This window comes from Pseudomonas oryzae, from assembly GCF_900104805.1.
Taxonomy (GTDB): Bacteria; Pseudomonadota; Gammaproteobacteria; order Pseudomonadales; family Pseudomonadaceae; genus Geopseudomonas; species Geopseudomonas oryzae.
Genome location: NZ_LT629751.1, coordinates 2810516 through 2821981 on the forward strand (window position 1 = coordinate 2810516; position 11466 = coordinate 2821981).

The following is an 11466-nucleotide window of genomic DNA, read 5'->3' on the forward strand; positions in this document are numbered from 1 at the left end:
TGCAAGCCCCGCCGGACGGGCTCTGCAGGGGCATCCGCAGCCGGAGCCGAGCACATAACTGCTTGATCCGGCGTCAGTTTTTTCAGAACCCCGCTTGACAGCCCGGCGTTTTCCCGTAGAATCGCCGCCCACAGACGCGGGGTGGAGCAGTCTGGTAGCTCGTCGGGCTCATAACCCGAAGGTCGTAGGTTCAAATCCTGCCCCCGCAACCACATTCGAAAAGGCCATTCTCCGGAATGGCCTTTTTCGTTTCCGCCGCCGGCATTTTCGCGGCAAGTCATTGATTCAGAAAAACTATTGGTTGACTACCAGCCATTTGCGAGTAGAATGGCCGCCATCAGACGCGGGGTGGAGCAGTCTGGTAGCTCGTCGGGCTCATAACCCGAAGGTCGTAGGTTCAAATCCTGCCCCCGCAACCATATTCGAAAAGGCCATTCTCCGGAATGGCCTTTTTCATTTGCGCCGCCGCAACCGCGCCGGCTGTCCTCAGCTTGGCTTAAGCTTGCCCGTCTAGACTCCAGCGCATCGACTTTCAACGGATGCCAAGGAGCACTCGATGGCCACCACCGCTTCCCGCTACAGCCCCCTCAATATCGCCCTGCACTGGCTGATGCTGCTGCTGATCGCCGCGGTCTACGCCTGCATCGAACTCAAGGGCAACTTCCCCAAGGGCAGCGACATCCGTGAAGGCCTCAAGTACTGGCACTTCGTCCTCGGCCTGAGCATCTTCGCCCTGGTCTGGCTGCGCCTGCTCGGCCGCCTGCTGGGCAAGGCCCCGGCGATCCTGCCCAAGCCGCCGGCCTGGCAGACCGGCCTCGCCCACCTGATGCACCTGGCCCTGTATGCCCTGATGATCGGCATGCCGCTGGTCGGCTGGCTGATCCTCAACGCCGAAGGCAAGCCGGCGCCGTTCTTCGGCCTGGAACTGCCGCTGCTGGTGCAGAAGGATCACGGCCTGGCGGAAACCCTCGAGGAACTGCACGAGTTCGGCGGCCAGGCCGGCTACTTCCTGATCGGCCTGCACGCCCTCGCCGGCCTGTTCCACCACTACGTGGTGCGCGACAACACCCTGGCGCGCATGCTGCCCGGCCGCGGCTGAATCCCGGCCTGCCCATCCAGCCCCGCCCGCTTCGCGCGCGGGGCTTTTCGTTTACCCGCGCGGCACTGGCCAAGCGCGCCGGGCACCGCTAGAATTGCGCACTTTTTGATCAAGGCGCCTGCCGGGCGCTCTCCGAGGTTAGTCTGCATGTCCACCGCCACGCCCAAAGTCGGTTTCGTTTCCCTCGGTTGCCCGAAGGCGACCGTCGACTCCGAACGCATCCTCACCCAGCTGCGCATGGAGGGCTACCAGATCGTCCCCTCCTATGAGGATGCCGACGTGGTGGTGGTCAACACCTGCGGCTTCATCGACAGCGCCAAGGCCGAGTCGCTGGACGCCATCGGCGAGGCGCTGGCGGAGAACGGCAAGGTGATCGTCACCGGCTGCATGGGCGTGTCCGAGGACAGCATCCGCAACGTGCACCCCAGCGTGCTGGCGGTCACCGGCCCGCAGCAGTACGAGCAGGTGGTCAACGCGGTGCACGAGGTGGTGCCGCCGAAGGTCGACCACGACCCGTTCGTCGACCTGGTGCCGCCGCAGGGCATCAAGCTGACCCCACGCCACTACGCCTACCTGAAGATTTCCGAGGGCTGCAACCACAGCTGCTCGTTCTGCATCATTCCGTCGATGCGCGGCAAGCTGGTCAGCCGCCCGGTCGGCGAGGTGCTGTCCGAGGCCGAGCGCCTGGTCAAGGCCGGGGTCAAGGAGCTGCTGGTGATCAGCCAGGACACCAGCGCCTACGGCGTCGACCTCAAGTACAAGCTGGACTTCTGGAACGGCCAGCCGGTGAAGACCCGCATGCTCGAGCTGTGCGAGGCGCTGTCCGGCATGGGCGTGTGGGTGCGCCTGCACTACGTCTATCCCTATCCCAACGTCGACGACGTGATCCCGCTGATGGCCGAGGGCAAGCTCCTGCCCTACCTGGACATCCCCTTCCAGCACGCCAGCCCGAAGGTGCTCAAGGCCATGAAGCGTCCGGCCTTCGAGGACCAGACCCTGGCGCGGATCAAGAAGTGGCGCGAGATCTGCCCGCAGCTGACCATCCGCTCGACCTTCATCGTCGGCTTCCCCGGCGAGACCGAGGAAGACTTCCAGTACCTGCTCGACTGGCTGACCGAGGCGCAGCTCGATCGCGTCGGCTGCTTCCAGTACTCGCCGGTCGAGGGCGCCCCGGCCGAGGAGCTCGGCCTCGAAGCCGTGCCGGACGAGGTCAAGCAGGAACGCTGGGAGCGCTTCATGGCCCACCAGCAGGCGATCAGCGCCGCGCGCCTGCAGCTGAAGATCGGCCAGGAGATCGAGGTGCTGATCGACGAGGTCGACGAGCAGGGCGCCATCGGCCGCTCCGCCGCCGACGCGCCGGAGATCGACGGCAACGTCTACGTCGACAGCGACCAGCTCACGCCGGGCGACAAGGTGTGGGTGCGCGTCACCGACGCCGACGAGTACGACCTGTGGGCCGAAGTCATCTGAGACTTCCCCGCCCCGCCCTCCGACGAGCCCGGCCCAGCGCCGGGCTCGTCGTCTCTGGGCCGGGCCCGGCAAATGCGCTGTAATGGTGCCTCGTCCTGTGCACGGAGGCGCCCATGAATCCCTGGCTGCATATCCTCGGCCTGACCCTGCTGCCCGGTCTGGCCATGCCGCTCGGCGGCCTGCTCGCCTCGCGCGAGCACATCCACCCGCGCTGGCTGGAAACCGAGCTGCGCCATGCGGTGCTGGCCTTCGGCGCCGGCGCCCTGCTCGCCGCGGTCGCCCTGGTGCTGGTGCCGGAAGGCATGCGCGGGCTGCCGATCTGGCTCACCGCACTGTGCTTCGCCGGCGGCGGCGCCCTCTTCATGCTGATCGACCGCCTGCTCGCCGCCCATCGCACCTCGGCCAGCCAGGCGGTCGACATGCTGCTGGACTACATTCCGGAAACCCTCGCCCTCGGTGCCGCCGTCGCCCTCGGCAGCCACGCCGGCCTGCTACTGGCCGGACTGATGGCCCTGCAGAACCTGCCCGAAGGCTTCAACGCCTATCGCGAGATGCACCGCGATGCCCGCTTCGGCACCGGCCGCGTCCTCGGCCTGTTCACCCTGATCGCCCTACTCGGCCCACTGGCCGGGATCTGCGGCTACCTGTGGCTGGCCCCGCACCCCGAGGTGGTCAGCGCGATCATGCTGTGCGCCTCCGGCGGCATCCTCTATTCGGTGTTCCAGGACATCGCGCCACAGGTGCGCCTGCAACGGCACTGGGCGCCGCCGCTGGGCGCGGTCGCCGGCTTCCTGCTCGGGATGATCGGCCAGTCGCTGGGCGCCTGAGCCCTGCGACCTTTGCCGGGATGACAGGGCGACCATCACCCGCCATGCTTGCCGAAGGCCCTCGGCCCGCCATTTCGCGAGAAGACTCGATCATGCCCAGCCACCAACCGGCCCAACGCCACCTCGTCAGCAGGCACCTGCTGCTCGCTTCCGGCCTCGCCCTGCTGACCGCGTGCAGCGGCCCCGCCCCGGCGCCGCAGGCCGGAGCTGCACTGCTGCACGGCCACCTGGCGCTCGGCCCGTATGGCGAGGCCTTCCTGCCCTGCGGCGCCAGCCAGCCGCTGCAGGTGGTCGCCGCCCCCGCCGTCGGTGAGCGCCTGCAGGCGGAATACCTGGACCTGGTCGGCGAACCCCACGAGGAGGTCTTCCTGCGCCTGCGAGGCCGGCAGCTGGCCGCGGAATGCACCGGCTGCCCGCCGCGCCTGCAGGTGGAGCAGATCCTCGAACTGCAGGCGGCCGCCCCGGGCGACTGCCGCTGAACCGCAGCGGCGTTCCGCCCGACCCGCCGACTCGTTAAGATCATCACGATTCCGGGGCCACCGCCCCGGCCCGCGCCGCGGCGCGCTCACTTCAGGATGAGTACCCCACGATGAGTTCTGCCTCCCGTTTCGCCCCCATGCCCGATGCCAACGGCTACTTCGGCCCCTACGGCGGCCAACTGGTACCGCCGGAACTCAAGCAGGTGATGGACGAGATCGACGCCGCCTACGAGGAGATCCGCCAGCGCGAGGACTTCCAGCAGGAGCTGGCCAGCCTGTTCGCCGACTACGTCGGCCGCCCCAGCCCGATCTTCCACTGCCGCCGCCTGTCCGAGAAGCTCGGCGGCGCGCAGATCCACCTCAAGCGCGAGGACCTCAACCACACCGGCGCGCACAAGATCAACCACTGCCTGGGCGAGGCGCTGCTGGCCAAGTTCATGGGCAAGACCAAGGTGATCGCCGAAACCGGCGCCGGCCAGCACGGCGTGGCCCTGGCCACCGCCTGCGCGCTGGTGGGCATCCCCTGCGAGATCCACATGGGCCAGGTGGACATCGAGAAGGAACACCCCAACGTCACCAAGATGAAGATCCTCGGCTGCAAGCTGGTGCCGGTGACCCGCGGCGCGGCGACCCTCAAGGAGGCGGTGGACAGCGCCTTCGAGGAATACCTCAAGGATCCGCACGACTTCATCTACGCCATCGGCTCGGTGGTCGGCCCGCATCCGTTCCCGAAGATGGTCCGCGACTTCCAGTCGATCATCGGCAACGAGGCACGCGCGCAGTTCCTCGCCAGGCACGGCCGCCTGCCCGACCACGTCGCCGCCTGCGTCGGCGGCGGCTCCAACGCCATGGGCATGTTCACCGCCTTCCTCGACGACGAGAGCGTCAACCTGGTCGGCGTCGAGCCGGCCGGCGAAGGCCTGGACAAGGACGGCCGCCACTCGGCCACCCTGTCCAAGGGCAAGCCGGGCGAGCTGCACGGCATGGCCTGCTACGTGCTGGAGGACGCCGAGGGCAACCCGGCGCCGGTGCACTCGATCGCCTCGGGCCTCGACTACCCGGGCGTCGGCCCGCAGCACAGCTACCTGAAGGACCTCGGCCGGGTGAACTATGAAACCGCCAGCGACCAGGAGTGCCTGGACGCCTTCATGACCCTGTCGCGGGTCGAGGGCATCATCCCGGCGCTGGAGAGCGCCCACGCGGTGGCCTGGGCGATGCGCGTGGCGCCGAGCCTGCCGCAGGATGCGCACATCTTGGTCAACCTGTCCGGGCGCGGCGACAAGGACGCCGACTACGTGGCCAAGCTGCTCGGCCTGTAAGGCACAGGGGCGTGCATGGGCGTATCATGCCCGCCCCGCCCGCTCTCCGTTCAGACTCCCGCCATGCACCACAGCGTCAGCCCCGTCGGTTACCTGCGCTCCTGCTTCAAGGAGAAGTTCGCCATCCCGCGCCAGCCGCAGCTGGCCCCGGCCGCGCGCGGCGTGCTGGAGCTGCTGCCGCCGTTCGACAGCGGCGAGGCGGTGGCCGGGCTGGAGCAGGTCAGCCACGTCTGGCTGCTGTTCCTGTTCCACCAGGCGCTGGAGGACACTCCGCGTCTCAAGGTGCGCCCGCCGCGGCTGGGCGGCAACCGCTCCCTCGGCGTGTTCGCCACCCGCGCCACCCACCGCCCCAACGGCATCGGCCAGTCGGTGGTGAAGCTGGACAAGGTGGAGGCCGGGCGCCTGCACCTGTCCGGCATCGACCTGCTCGACGGCACCCCGGTGCTGGACATCAAGCCCTACGTGCCCTACGCGGATATCGTCGGCGAAGCGCACAACGCCATCGCCGACGCGCCGCCAGCGCCCATCGCGGTCGACTGGGAGGATGCGGCGCTGGCCCAGGCCGGCGAGCAGGCGCTGCGCCTGGGCCAGCCGGTGGTCGAGCTGATCGAGCAGTGCCTGGCACAGGACCCGCGTCCGGCCTATCAGATACCGGCGCCGGAGCGGCGCTACGGGGTGCGCTTCTGGGACCTGCAGGTGCGCTGGCACTATCCGCAGCCGGATCGCATCCGCGTGCTGGAGGTGGTGCGCGAGCCGGCGTAGGGTGGGAAACGGCCGCAGGCCTTTCCCACCAGCCAGCCCCGATCGGGCGGAACATCGCTGCGCGGGTTTTCCACAGGGCGGCCCTCCCCCTACTCCGGCTGCGCGGCGGCGACGCCAACGAAAAACGGCGGAGCCCCGCATGGGACTCCGCCGTTTTCCGTTGCGCGGTGCGTCTTATTTTTCGACGAAGGCGCGCTCGATCAGGTAGTCGCCCGGATCGCCCATGCGCGGCGAGACCTTGAGGCCGAAGCTGTCCAGCACCTGGCTGGTCTCGTCGAGCATGCTCGGGCTGCCGCAGAGCATGGCGCGGTCGTCCTGCGGGTTGATCGGCGGCAGGCCGATGTCGGCGAACAGCTTGCCGCTGCGCATCAGGTCGGTCATGCGGCCCTGGTTGCGGAACGGCTCGCGGGTCACGGTCGGGTAGTAGATCAGTTTCTCGCGGACCATCTCGCCGAAGTACTCGTGCTGCGGCAGCTCGTTGGTGATGAAGTCGGCATAGGCCAGCTCGCTGACCCAGCGCACGCCGTGGACCAGGATCACCTTGTCGAAGCGCTCGTAGGTTTCCGGATCCTGGATCACGCTCATGAACGGCGCGAGGCCGGTGCCGGTGCCGAGCAGGTACAGGTGCTTGCCCGGCAGCAGGTCGCTGAGGATCAGGGTGCCGGTGGGCTTGCGGCTGACCATCAGCTCGTCGCCCGGCTGCAGGTGCTGCAGGCGCGAGGTGAGCGGGCCGTTCGGCACCTTGATGCTGAAGAACTCCAGATGCTCTTCGTAGTTCGGACTGGCGATGCTGTAGGCACGCATGAGCGGGCGACCGTCCACTTCCAGACCGATCATCACGAACTGGCCATTCTCGAAGCGCAGTCCCTGATTGCGGGTGGTCTTGAAGCTGAACAGGGTATCGTTCCAGTGGTGGACGCTGACGACGCGCTCGCTCACCAGGTTGCTCATGACGTGACTCCTTGCAGGATGAAGGTACCGGCCGGCACCGTTGCGCATCATTCTAGGCAGGCGCAGAATATCCGTGAAATTTATATTTAAAATATAGTCTATCAGTTATATAGATATGCGATTTACCCTCAGACAATTGCAGGTCTTCGTCGCAGTGGCCCGGCTGGAAAGCGTCTCGCGCGCCGCCGAATCGCTGGCGCTGTCGCAGTCGGCCGCCAGCACCTCGCTGGCCGAGCTGGAGCGCCACTACGACAGCCCGCTGTTCGACCGCATCGGCAAGCGCCTGAGCCTCAGCGCCCTGGGCAACCAGCTGCTGCCCAAGGCGGTGGCCCTGCTCGACCGCGCCGAGGAGATCGAGCAGCTGCTGCAGGGCAAGAGCGGCTTCGGCTCGCTGCAGCTGGGCGCGACCCTGACCATCGGCAACTACCTGGCCACCCTGCTGATCGGCCGCTTCATGCAGGCGCATCCCGAATGCCGGGTGCGCCTGCATGTACAGAACACCAGCCACGTGGTGCAGGGCGTGGCCCAGCATGGCCTGGACCTCGGCCTGATCGAGGGCGACTGCCAGCACCCCGATGTCGAGGTGCAGCCGTGGGTGGAGGACGAGCTGGTGGTGTTCTGCGCGCCGCAGCACCCGCTGGCGCGCCAGGGCACGGCGAGCCTCGACGAGCTGGTGCAGGAAGCCTGGATCCTCCGCGAACAGGGCTCCGGCACGCGGCTGACCTTCGACCAGGGCATGCGCCATCACCCGATGCCGCTGAACATCCGCCTGGAGCTCGAACACACCGAGGCGATCAAGCGCGCGGTGGAGTCGGGCCTGGGCATCGGCTGCATCTCGCGCCTGGCCCTGCGCGACGCCTTCCGCCGCGGCAGCCTGGTGGCGGTGGAAACGCCGGAGCTGGACCTGCGCCGCCAGTTCAGCTTCATCTGGCACAAGCAGAAGTACCAGAGCAGCGCCATGCGCGAGTTCGTCGAGCTGTGCCGCAGCTTCACCGCCGGCGCCCAGCGCAGCGACGAGATCCGCCTGCAGGAGATTCCCTGAGCCAGGAGAAGGCCCGGCTCAGCCGAGCAGGATGATGCCCCACACCAGGGCGATCATCGCCAGCACCACCGACTGGGCGGCGCTGCCCATGTCCTTGGCGTTCTTCGACAGCGGATGGCGCTCCAGGGAGATGCGGTCGATGGCCGCCTCCACCGCCGAGTTGAGCAGCTCGACGATCAGCGCCAGCAGACACACGGCGACCAGGATCGCGCGCTCGCCGCGGCTGACGTCGAGCCAGAAGGCCAGCGGCACCAGTGCCGCGTTGAGCAGCACCAGCTGGCGGAAGGCGGCCTCGCCGGCAAAGGCGGTACGCAGGCCGTCCCAGGAATAGCCGGCGGCATTGACGATGCGCTTGAGGCCGGTACGGCCCTTGAAGGGAGAAAGCATGAACAGGCGTCCATTCGATTGCAGAGACGGCAGTCTGCCGCAGGCGTGCTGAAGAGAACGTTAAGCGCCTCTGCGCGCGGCAGCGGTCAGGCGGCCGGCATCGACTCCATCTGCTGCAGCAGCAGCGCGGCCTGGGTGCGGGTACGCACGCCGAGCTTGCGGAAGATGGCGGTGACGTGGGCCTTGACCGTGGCCTCGGAGACGTTCAGCTCGTAGGCGATCTGCTTGTTCAGCAGGCCCTCGCAGACCATGGTCAGCACGCGGAACTGCTGCGGGGTCAGGCTGGCCAGTCCCTCGCTGGCGGCGCGCACCTCATCGGACATGGCGGCGGCCTCCTCGAGCTGCGGCGGCCACCAGGCATCGCCGTCGAGCACCGCGCGCACCGCATCCTGGATGGTTTCCAGCGGACTGGACTTGGGGATGAAGCCGCTGGCGCCGAACTCGCGCGAGCGCTGCACCACGGCCGCCTCTTCCTGGGCAGAGACCATCACCACCGGAATCTGCGGGTACTGGCCACGCAACAGGACCAGGCCGGAGAAGCCGTAGGCGCCCGGCATGTTGAGGTCGAGCAGGACCAGATCCCAGTCGCGCTTCTCGTTGAGGCGTGCCTCCAGCTCGGCGATACTGGCCACCTCCACCAGATGGGCGTCCGCTCCGAGCCCCATGGTCAACGCCTGCTGCAGAGCGCTTCGGAACAACGGATGGTCGTCGGCAATCAGTATTTCGTAGGCGGCCATGATAAGTCCTGTTGTTGTTCTGAACGGGCGAGTCGCGAGCGGCGCTCAGGATGCCGAGCACACCCTACCCGGTCAAGATAAATACCCGGAAAACCCCTAGGGACTTGGTAGCGCGACAACGCCAGCGCTACACAAGTTCACTGATTCTACCCGTTCGCCAGCGTTTTTCGCCTTTTTTCTGAGGTCCCCCCTGCCATGCACCGCCAATCCCTGCGGGCCGATCTGCTGATGCTGCTCACCGCCCTGATCTGGGGTACCACCTTCGTCGCCCAGCGTCTGGGCATGAACGAGATCGGCCCGTTCCTCTATACCGGGCTGCGTTTCGCCCTCGGCGCGCTGGTACTGCTGCCGCTGCTGCTGCGCCGCCCGGCCGGCGCCGTGGTCGAGCCGCTGAACCGCAGCCTGCTGGCCGGCGGCGTCCTGCTCGGCCTGGCCCTGACGGTCGGCATCAACCTGCAGCAGGTCGGCCTGCTGTTCACCAGCGTGACCAACTCCGGCTTCATCACCGGCCTATACGTGATCATGGTGCCGCTGCTCGGCCTGCTGATCGGCCAGCGCGCCGGCCTCGGCACCTGGGTCGGCGCCAGCCTGGCGGTATTCGGCATGGCCCTGCTGAGCATCGGCCCGGATTTCCATATCGCCTCCGGCGACTGGCTGCAGCTGGCCGGTGCGGTGGTCTGGGGCGTGCACGTGCTGCTGGTCGGCGCCCTGGCCAGCCGCCACGACCCGCTGCGCATCGCCTTCCTGCAGTTCGCCACCTGCGCGGCGATCAGCCTGCTGCTGGCCGTGGCGTTCGAGGAGCTGCAGCTCGACGCCATCCTGCGCGCCGGCCCGGCGGTGCTGTACGGCGGAGTGATCGCCGTCGGCATCGGCTACACCCTGCAGGTGGTGGCGCAGAAGCACGCCATCGCCTCGCACGCGGCGATCATCCTGTCGCTGGAGGCAGTGTTCGCCGCCATCGCCGGCGCCCTGGTGCTCGACGAGTCGCTGTCGGCGCGCGGCTACCTGGGCTGTGTGCTGATGTTCGCCGGCATGCTCGCCGCCCAGCTGTGGCCCAAGCGCCGTGCGACGGTGGCCGCTCAGGGCTGAACGAAGGGGCGCAGGCGCTGGTGCGCCTCGCTCTGCTCGTCCAGCGGCAGCTGGCGCTTGAAGCTCAGGTAGCGCTCGCTGAACACGTCGAGGTAGGCATCCAGCGCTTCGGCGGCCTGGCGGTCGCCGGCCAGCTCCAGGCACAGCGCCGCCACCTCGGCGGTGCACAGGTGCTCGCCGCGGGTCGAGCGGCGCAGGCGATAGCGCGAGTGCTGCTCGGGGCTCAGGCTGAGCACCGGGAAGCGCTCCAGGTAGGGACTCTTGCGAAACATCTTGCGCGCCTCGGTCCAGGTGGCGTCGAGCAGGACGAACAGCGGGCGCTTGCCGCCGGCCGGCGCGACCGTCTGCACCACCCGCTCGGGCGCGGCGTATTCGGCGGGAAACACGATGTAAGGCTGCCACTGCGGATCGTCGAGCAGCGCCAGCAGGCGCTCGTCCACCTCGATGCGCGACCAGCAGAAGGCGCTGTTGTCGGCCACCAGGTCGGCGATCAGCCAGCCGGTGTTGCTCGGCTTGAGCGCCTCGATGTCGTGCATCAGCAGGCACACGCCGGAGCGCGCGGCCACCTGCGGCCGCCAGGCGCACAGGCAGTGGCTGAGCGCCAGCCGGCAGTCCGGGCAGCGCGGCATGCGCGAGCCGCGGGCGACGAAGGGCTTGGCGCTGCGGGCAAGGCGCTCCGCGCGCAGACGGGCGACGCTGTTGCTCATCGGCAGGTCCTGGCAGGAAGGATCGACAAGGGCGCACGGCTCGCTGGGCGGCCGCGCCGGGGCGCGGCAGTCTAGCAGAGCCATGCCCGGGCGAGGCGCGTATCATGCGCCGACGCGAACCCGCCAGCCGACGGCGGGTCGAAGCCTCGGATCTCCAGGAGACAGACTCGTCATGCGCCGCATCGCCCCCCTGCTCGCCACCCTGCTGGCCACCTGCTCCGTGCAGGCCGCCTCGCTGCAGGATTTCGAACTCAACAAGCTGCTCAAGGACGTGGCCCGCAACAGCAGCGTCGGCACCCCGCGGGCGATCAACGAGGACATTCTCGACCAGGGCTACACCGTCGAGGGCAACCAGCTGATCAACCACCTCAGCGTGCGCAGCAGCCATGCCCAGCAGATGCGCAGCAACCCGGACGCCATGCGCAGCCAGCTGCGCGCCAGTGTCTGCAACAACCCCGGCTACCGCCAGCTGCTGGCCAAGGGCGCGGTACTGACCTACGCCTTCAGCGAGTACAAGAGCAATCGCCCGGTGGCGACCGAACGCTTCCAGGCCAGCGACTGCGCGGTCAGCAAGTAAGACCGCCAGCCACCGGCCGG

Annotated in this window: 13 protein-coding genes and 2 tRNA genes; 11 read left to right on the forward strand and 4 right to left on the reverse strand. The window is 68.1% G+C overall.

Going from position 1 to position 11466, the window contains the following annotated elements; genetic code table 11:
* The first annotated feature begins 135 nt into the window (after positions 1–135).
* From BLT78_RS12690 to tsaA, 8 genes are all read left to right on the forward strand, one after another.
* A tRNA-Met gene (locus BLT78_RS12690) sits at positions 136–212 on the forward strand.
* Positions 213–342: 130 nt separating this feature from the next.
* A tRNA-Met gene (locus BLT78_RS12695) sits at positions 343–419 on the forward strand.
* A 137-nt stretch (positions 420–556) separates the two neighbouring features.
* The gene (locus tag BLT78_RS12700) at positions 557–1099 is read left to right on the forward strand and encodes a cytochrome b (protein ID WP_090349321.1); all 543 of its coding nucleotides are present in this window, start codon (positions 557–559) and stop codon (positions 1097–1099) included.
* Between the two features lie 147 nt (positions 1100–1246).
* Positions 1247–2569 carry a 30S ribosomal protein S12 methylthiotransferase RimO gene (rimO, locus tag BLT78_RS12705; protein WP_090349322.1) on the forward strand — a complete coding sequence of 441 codons (1323 nt, stop codon included), beginning with the start codon at positions 1247–1249 and terminating at the stop codon, positions 2567–2569.
* A 113-nt stretch (positions 2570–2682) separates the two neighbouring features.
* Positions 2683–3396, forward strand: coding sequence for a ZIP family metal transporter (locus BLT78_RS12710; RefSeq protein ID WP_090349323.1), 714 nt, complete (start codon positions 2683–2685; stop codon positions 3394–3396).
* 92 nt (positions 3397–3488) lie between these two features.
* Complete coding sequence (locus BLT78_RS12715; protein ID WP_231975625.1) at positions 3489–3875, forward strand: hypothetical protein; 387 nt, start codon at positions 3489–3491, stop codon at positions 3873–3875.
* A 110-nt stretch (positions 3876–3985) separates the two neighbouring features.
* The gene (trpB, locus tag BLT78_RS12720) at positions 3986–5194 is read left to right on the forward strand and encodes a tryptophan synthase subunit beta (protein WP_090349324.1); all 1209 of its coding nucleotides are present in this window, start codon (positions 3986–3988) and stop codon (positions 5192–5194) included.
* Between the two features lie 63 nt (positions 5195–5257).
* The gene (tsaA, locus tag BLT78_RS12725; RefSeq protein WP_090349325.1) at positions 5258–5956 is read left to right on the forward strand and encodes a tRNA (N6-threonylcarbamoyladenosine(37)-N6)-methyltransferase TrmO; all 699 of its coding nucleotides are present in this window, start codon (positions 5258–5260) and stop codon (positions 5954–5956) included.
* Between the two features lie 174 nt (positions 5957–6130).
* Here the strand turns inward: tsaA and fpr are convergent, their stop codons facing one another.
* Positions 6131–6907, reverse strand: coding sequence for a ferredoxin-NADP reductase (gene fpr, locus BLT78_RS12730; RefSeq protein ID WP_090349326.1), 777 nt, complete (start codon positions 6905–6907; stop codon positions 6131–6133).
* 115 nt (positions 6908–7022) lie between these two features.
* On the opposite strand from fpr, the gene BLT78_RS12735 reads away from it, so the two are divergent.
* Positions 7023–7949, forward strand: coding sequence for a LysR family transcriptional regulator (locus tag BLT78_RS12735; protein ID WP_090349327.1), 927 nt, complete (start codon positions 7023–7025; stop codon positions 7947–7949).
* A gap of 18 nt (positions 7950–7967) precedes the next feature.
* Here BLT78_RS12735 and BLT78_RS12740 read toward each other — a convergent pair whose 3' ends face one another.
* On the reverse strand, positions 7968–8336 hold the full coding sequence (locus BLT78_RS12740) for a diacylglycerol kinase (protein ID WP_090349328.1): 369 nt from the start codon (positions 8334–8336) through the stop codon (positions 7968–7970).
* An 86-nt stretch (positions 8337–8422) separates the two neighbouring features.
* Positions 8423–9073 carry a response regulator transcription factor ErdR gene (gene erdR / locus BLT78_RS12745; RefSeq protein ID WP_090349329.1) on the reverse strand — a complete coding sequence of 217 codons (651 nt, stop codon included), beginning with the start codon at positions 9071–9073 and terminating at the stop codon, positions 8423–8425.
* Between the two features lie 195 nt (positions 9074–9268).
* Between erdR and BLT78_RS12750 the strand changes: the two genes are divergently transcribed.
* Complete coding sequence (locus BLT78_RS12750; protein WP_090349330.1) at positions 9269–10162, forward strand: DMT family transporter; 894 nt, start codon at positions 9269–9271, stop codon at positions 10160–10162.
* On the opposite strand, the gene BLT78_RS12755 is transcribed toward BLT78_RS12750, so the two are convergent.
* Positions 10153–10869, reverse strand: coding sequence for a tRNA-uridine aminocarboxypropyltransferase (locus BLT78_RS12755; protein WP_090349331.1), 717 nt, complete (start codon positions 10867–10869; stop codon positions 10153–10155). The two genes, BLT78_RS12750 and BLT78_RS12755, sit on opposite strands and share 10 nt — an antisense overlap.
* Positions 10870–11041: 172 nt before the next feature.
* Between BLT78_RS12755 and BLT78_RS12760 the strand changes: the two genes are divergently transcribed.
* Positions 11042–11446, forward strand: coding sequence for a quorum-sensing-regulated virulence factor family protein (locus tag BLT78_RS12760; RefSeq protein WP_090349332.1), 405 nt, complete (start codon positions 11042–11044; stop codon positions 11444–11446).
* Positions 11447–11466 lie beyond the last annotated feature (20 nt).

What these genes read in the sequence shown, in the direction of transcription:
- BLT78_RS12700 (WP_090349321.1), top strand. Translation starts at nt 557, where the DNA reads ATGGCCACCACCGCTTCCCGCTACAGCCCCCTCAATATCGCCCTGCAC.
- rimO (WP_090349322.1), top strand. Translation starts at nt 1,247, where the DNA reads ATGTCCACCGCCACGCCCAAAGTCGGTTTCGTTTCCCTCGGTTGCCCG.
- BLT78_RS12710 (WP_090349323.1), top strand. Translation starts at nt 2,683, where the DNA reads ATGAATCCCTGGCTGCATATCCTCGGCCTGACCCTGCTGCCCGGTCTG.
- BLT78_RS12715 (WP_231975625.1), top strand. Translation starts at nt 3,489, where the DNA reads ATGCCCAGCCACCAACCGGCCCAACGCCACCTCGTCAGCAGGCACCTG.
- trpB (WP_090349324.1), top strand. Translation starts at nt 3,986, where the DNA reads ATGAGTTCTGCCTCCCGTTTCGCCCCCATGCCCGATGCCAACGGCTAC.
- tsaA (WP_090349325.1), top strand. Translation starts at nt 5,258, where the DNA reads ATGCACCACAGCGTCAGCCCCGTCGGTTACCTGCGCTCCTGCTTCAAG.
- fpr (WP_090349326.1), bottom strand. Translation starts at nt 6,907, where the DNA reads ATGAGCAACCTGGTGAGCGAGCGCGTCGTCAGCGTCCACCACTGGAAC.
- BLT78_RS12735 (WP_090349327.1), top strand. Translation starts at nt 7,023, where the DNA reads ATGCGATTTACCCTCAGACAATTGCAGGTCTTCGTCGCAGTGGCCCGG.
- BLT78_RS12740 (WP_090349328.1), bottom strand. Translation starts at nt 8,336, where the DNA reads ATGCTTTCTCCCTTCAAGGGCCGTACCGGCCTCAAGCGCATCGTCAAT.
- erdR (WP_090349329.1), bottom strand. Translation starts at nt 9,073, where the DNA reads ATGGCCGCCTACGAAATACTGATTGCCGACGACCATCCGTTGTTCCGA.
- BLT78_RS12750 (WP_090349330.1), top strand. Translation starts at nt 9,269, where the DNA reads ATGCACCGCCAATCCCTGCGGGCCGATCTGCTGATGCTGCTCACCGCC.
- BLT78_RS12755 (WP_090349331.1), bottom strand. Translation starts at nt 10,869, where the DNA reads ATGAGCAACAGCGTCGCCCGTCTGCGCGCGGAGCGCCTTGCCCGCAGC.
- BLT78_RS12760 (WP_090349332.1), top strand. Translation starts at nt 11,042, where the DNA reads ATGCGCCGCATCGCCCCCCTGCTCGCCACCCTGCTGGCCACCTGCTCC.